The 4588-nt window shown below is 63.7% G+C and carries 4 protein-coding genes; 3 read left to right on the top strand and 1 reads right to left on the bottom strand.

The annotated features are described in order from the left end of the window. The 3 genes from MSZK_RS03730 to ripB form a co-directional block, all read left to right on the top strand. Positions 1-485 (top strand): sterol desaturase family protein (locus tag MSZK_RS03730; RefSeq protein ID WP_142389850.1); only part of this gene is annotated, 485 nt, incomplete at its 5' end. Between the two features lie 338 nt (positions 486-823). Next, positions 824-2047, top strand: a complete 1224-nt coding sequence (locus MSZK_RS03725; RefSeq protein WP_011767915.1) for an Ig-like domain-containing protein — start codon at positions 824-826, stop codon at positions 2045-2047. Positions 2048-2569: 522 nt separating this feature from the next. Next, entirely contained in the window at positions 2570-3343 is a 774-nt protein-coding gene (ripB, locus tag MSZK_RS03720) for an NlpC/P60 family peptidoglycan endopeptidase RipB (RefSeq protein WP_011767914.1), read from the top strand. A gap of 63 nt (positions 3344-3406) precedes the next feature. On the opposite strand, the gene MSZK_RS03715 is transcribed toward ripB, so the two are convergent. Beyond that, a complete protein-coding gene (locus MSZK_RS03715; RefSeq protein ID WP_233211103.1) occupies positions 3407-4003 on the bottom strand; it encodes a response regulator transcription factor in 597 nt (198 codons plus the stop codon). Positions 4004-4588 lie beyond the last annotated feature (585 nt).

The following is a 4588-nucleotide window of genomic DNA, read 5'->3' as shown; positions in this document are numbered from 1 at the left end:
ACGGCCAGATGAAGCACCCCCTGCACCAAACCGTGGAGATGGCCGCCGGCGTCGCACCGCTGATCCTGATCGGGCTGCCCGTCGACGTAGCCTCCGTACTGGCGCTGGCGGTGGCAATCCAGCTGCTGCAGCACTCCAACGCCGACTACCGCATCGGCCCCGCCAAGTATGTCTTGGCCCTCAACGAAGGCCACCGCTTCCACCACCTCAAATGGGCCGGCGTCGGCGACGTCAACTTCGGCCTGTTCACCCTGGTGTGGGACCACCTGATGCGCACCTACGCCTACGACGCCACATGGCGATTCGACTCCACCCAGCTCGGCATGGCCGCCAAACCCGACTACCCCACCAGCTATCTGCGGCAGATGATCTACCCGTTCACCCACGCCAGCGGCTGCAGCCTCAAGTCCTTGACCACGGCCACGACGGCCGACGGAAACGCGCCGATACCGCCATCCGGCCAAGGCTCGACGTATCGTCTGTAGCCGTCGGGCCCCCGATTCACCGGTGCAGCGTGGCTCGACCCGCTAGCCAGCCTCGCCGCGGTCGACGGCAACGACAGACGGCTCCACCACTTTCGGCTGGGACCAACAGACGGACGCGCCCCCGATTTTGGCGGTTGTGCAAGCCCGAGGAGCCAGCTTTTAGTGCCAGCTTTATCGAATCTTCATCGAAGGACTAAGAAAGCTAAACGACTCAAGAGCACTCTTGAAGGCATACCCGTAAACGGTGCACCGTCGCCCGCGACCGGCCCTCGCGACGCACCAGGCGGTGCCACCGCCCGTTAGCCGATGACGAAGACCCGATACGGAGAGCCTCACTCATGCCGCAGATAGGCTGCCCACCAGCGTTTCGAGCGACGACGCACTGGTTGCGCACGACCGTCCTCGCGGTGGCGGTGCTGCTGATCGCGACCGCCTGCACCTCGTCTCCGGCGGCGGCGCCCACGCCCGACGTCATCACCGACAAGGGCACGCCCTACGCAGACTTGCTCGTACCGAAACTGGAAGCGTCCGTGACTGATGGTGCGATCGGCGTCGCTGTCGATGCCCCCGTGACCGTTACCGCCGGCGACGGTGTTCTCGGCCAAGTGTCGCTGACCAACGAGGCGGGCGAACTTGTTGATGGGCAGCTGAGCCCCGACGGCGTTACCTGGTCATCGGCGGAACCGCTGGGCTACAACAAGCAGTACACTCTGCAGGCGCACGCACAGGGGCTTGGCGGAACGACCAGCACCAGCGCAACATTCGAAACCCATTCCCCCGAAAACCTGACGATGCCCTACGTCTTGCCCAATGACGGCGAAACGGTGGGCGTGGGTCAACCCATTGCGATTCGCTTTGACGAGAACATCACGAACCGGGTTGCGGCGCAGCAGGCGATCACCGTGACCACGAACCCCCCGGTTGAGGGCGCCTTCTACTGGCTCAGCAATCGTGAAGTCCGCTGGCGCCCCGCCGAATACTGGGAGCCCGGAACGCACGTTGAGGTGTCGGTGGAGGCTTACGGCGTCGACTTCGGCGACGGACTCTTCGGCCAGGAAGACGTCACCACACGATTCACGATCGGCGACCACATCATCGCCACCGCCGATGACGCCACCAAGACGATGACCGTGCGGCGCAACGGCGAAGTCGTCAAAACCATGCCCATCTCCATGGGCAAAGCCAAAACGCCCACCGACAACGGCGCCTACATCATCGGAGACCGCTACTCCTTCCTGGTGATGGATTCGTCCACCTACGGAGTCCCCGCCAACTCGCCCGACGGCTACCGCACCGAAGTCGAATGGGCCACGCAAATGTCCTACAGCGGCATCTACGTGCACTCTGCCCCATGGTCGGTGGGTAGCCAAGGCATCGCCAACGTCAGCCACGGATGCCTCAACGTCAATCCAGCCAATGCCCGCTGGTTCTACGACAACACCCGACGCGGCGACATCGTGGAAGTCATCAACACGACCGGCGCAACCCTGTCAGGAACCGACGGACTCGGAGACTGGAACATCCCCTGGGAGCAATGGAAGGCCGGAAACGCCAACCTCTGAGCATCGGAAGTTAGTGACACCGGGCTGACATGCCCGGGTGCCCAGCGTCGCTGAACCCCTTTCTCCGCGGCGCATTTGGGGTCACTCCTGAGACGCCGTTGCCGTACGGGCGGTTGTCGGCGTGGCTGGAGCTCATCGACTCCCCGATGACCGAAGGCGGCGCGCTACCGCCGACGAGGCTTCACGTGACCGCGCGGGGCAGAATTGTTGCTACCCCCGACGACGGCCCATAGTGCCTCCTTCTCCGAGAAGCTCGCACAGTTTGCGTTCATCGGCGCGCTATTCACGCGCGTCCTCCCGACCGTAAAAACGGTTCTAGTCCAGTACTTGCCGCATCCAAACCGAGCTGCCGCAGCGAATTTCACCATTGTAATTATGTGGCTACTGTTACTGGTGGGGCTTTTGTGAGTTACGCTTTTCTACGTAGGAGCTACGTATTTTGGTGCTGCGCCGTACTTATGCGATTCAGCCCCGCTATTGGTGCGTGTGATAGCTCACCGCGCGGCGCACCGAGGAGAAGACATGGAATCACACGTCCGGAGCAAGGGTGCTCCAACTGCCCGCGCTGACCGCTGCGACCCCACAATCCTTGTAGCAGCACAGGCGGTTCGGCGGCTCTCCGGTGTGATCGCCATCGTCGTCTTGCTTTTCCTTGCGTGCGCACCGGTCGCGTCGGCCCAACCTGCCGCCGGCCCTTGGGATCCACTGCTTCCTAAGGTGGCGAGCGCAGGCGCTCCCGGTGATCCGGTTGCCATCGCGAACGCCTCTCTTCAGGCAACGGCCATGGCGACGCAGACCGCCATGAGCATGGGTCGCAACTTCCTCAGCAGCCTGGGGCTCGTCAGTCCCGCCGCGGATCCGTCGACGAGCGTGCGCGGAAACCGGGTCAATGGTGCGCAAGCGATCGAGTACGTAATCCGGAGGGCGGGAACGCAAATCGGCGTTCCCTACTCCTGGGGTGGCGGAAGCCTCACCGGTCCCAGCCGCGGCGTCGACCAGGGGGCAGGCACCGTCGGCTTTGACTGTTCAGGCCTGACACGGTTCGCCTTCGCCGGCGTTGGAGTTCTGCTCCCGCGATGGTCCGGTGATCAGTACGACGCCGGCCGCAAGGTGCCACCCTCCCAAGCGAAGCGGGGCGATCTGCTGTTCTGGGGCCCGGGCGGGAGCCAGCACGAAGCTATCTATCTCGGCGGCGGGCAGATGCTCGAGGCACAGCAGACCGGCGTGCCAATCAAGATCTCCCCAGTGCGCACGTCAGGGATGACGCCCTACGTCGTTCGCATCATCGAAAGCTAAGTCCTCGCCGCAATCTGTCACCAGCTGCATCACTGCGGCGCACCAGGCACTCGCTGCCCCCACTTAGCCGGTCAGACAGTAACCGGTCCCGCGCACCGTACGGAGATACCGCGGTGAGTGTGGGTCCTCACCCAGCTTGCGCCGAAGATTACCCACATGCACCCCCAGAGTGGACCGGCCACCGTCGGACGCATCCCCCCACAGGCTCAGCTGCAATTGACGACACGTCACCGGTTCACCGGGACTCTCCGCCAGCGTGCAGAGAATCTCAAACTCCGTGCGGGTGAGCGGCAATGGCTCGTCGCGGAGGAACACCCGACGCGCGGCCACATCAATACGGAGATCTCCGATCTCACGGCGATGCGTCTCGTCGCCGTGGCCGCCGCCACGTGGTTCGCCGCCGACACCGCAGCGCCTCAGCGCCAGCCGAATTCGCACGTTCAGCGCCTCGATGTCGCCCACACAGACGACCCCGGTACTCACGAGCAGCGGCGTAATATCGCCGTCGCTGAGAGCAACCACGCCGACTTGAGTTTCCTGACGGATGCGGTCAAGCATGGCCGTGCCCAGCCCCTGAGTGCCGACGCCCACCACGACCACATCGGGATCACGCTCGCGCAGCCCTGTGAGTGCAGCACCTGGCGAATAGGCCACCTCCACGGCGAAACCGCCGGCGCGTAAGTGTCGCGCCACGGTGGCCGCATAGATGCGTCGAGGCTCCACCAGTAGCACACGGATGCGGCCAGCGGCCGCCACTGGCGGTACGGAACCAGCGACATAGCGGTGCGACTCGATCGTCGTGGCATTCTCCTAGCCGTTCACGAAAACTAAAGCGCGCCTATGCATCCTCACTGCACCGCCTACGAGACAGCCTACCGCCATCTATGTAGTTACTACGTAGATGGCGCGCCGACCGGGATATTTAGCGCCGGGTCGCGTCATCAACGGCCTTCGGCGTTGATCCCAGCCGTCCTCGCTGATCCAGGCGTTACAGCGCAACCGCCAACAGCAAGCCTTTGCACTGGTCATCTACGGTTTGACTCCGTAGATAATCTACGCTGTGGACGCAGGCGTCAGGCGGTCAGCGAAGACTTTGCTGGGTGGGCCGATACCCGACCGTCGAAGGGTTCTCGTCCGTCGAAGTGCGCATTGGCCGGAGGAATTGTCAATACCTGTGGATCGGCTTGTTTCAGGCGACCTCCGTTCCAGTTGATTCGGTCGGTGCCGAGTCCGCCGACGGGGTGA

Origin of the sequence: Mycobacterium sp. shizuoka-1 (assembly GCF_002723835.1) — a bacterium.
In the GTDB taxonomy this organism is placed as follows: Bacteria; Actinomycetota; Actinomycetes; order Mycobacteriales; family Mycobacteriaceae; genus Mycobacterium.
This window is presented reverse-complemented; position numbering and strand designations above follow the sequence as displayed.

Coding starts and splice junctions, on each gene's coding strand:
- MSZK_RS03725 (WP_011767915.1), top strand. CDS start 824: ATGCCGCAGATAGGCTGCCCACCAGCGTTTCGAGCGACGACGCACTGG.
- ripB (WP_011767914.1), top strand. CDS start 2,570: ATGGAATCACACGTCCGGAGCAAGGGTGCTCCAACTGCCCGCGCTGAC.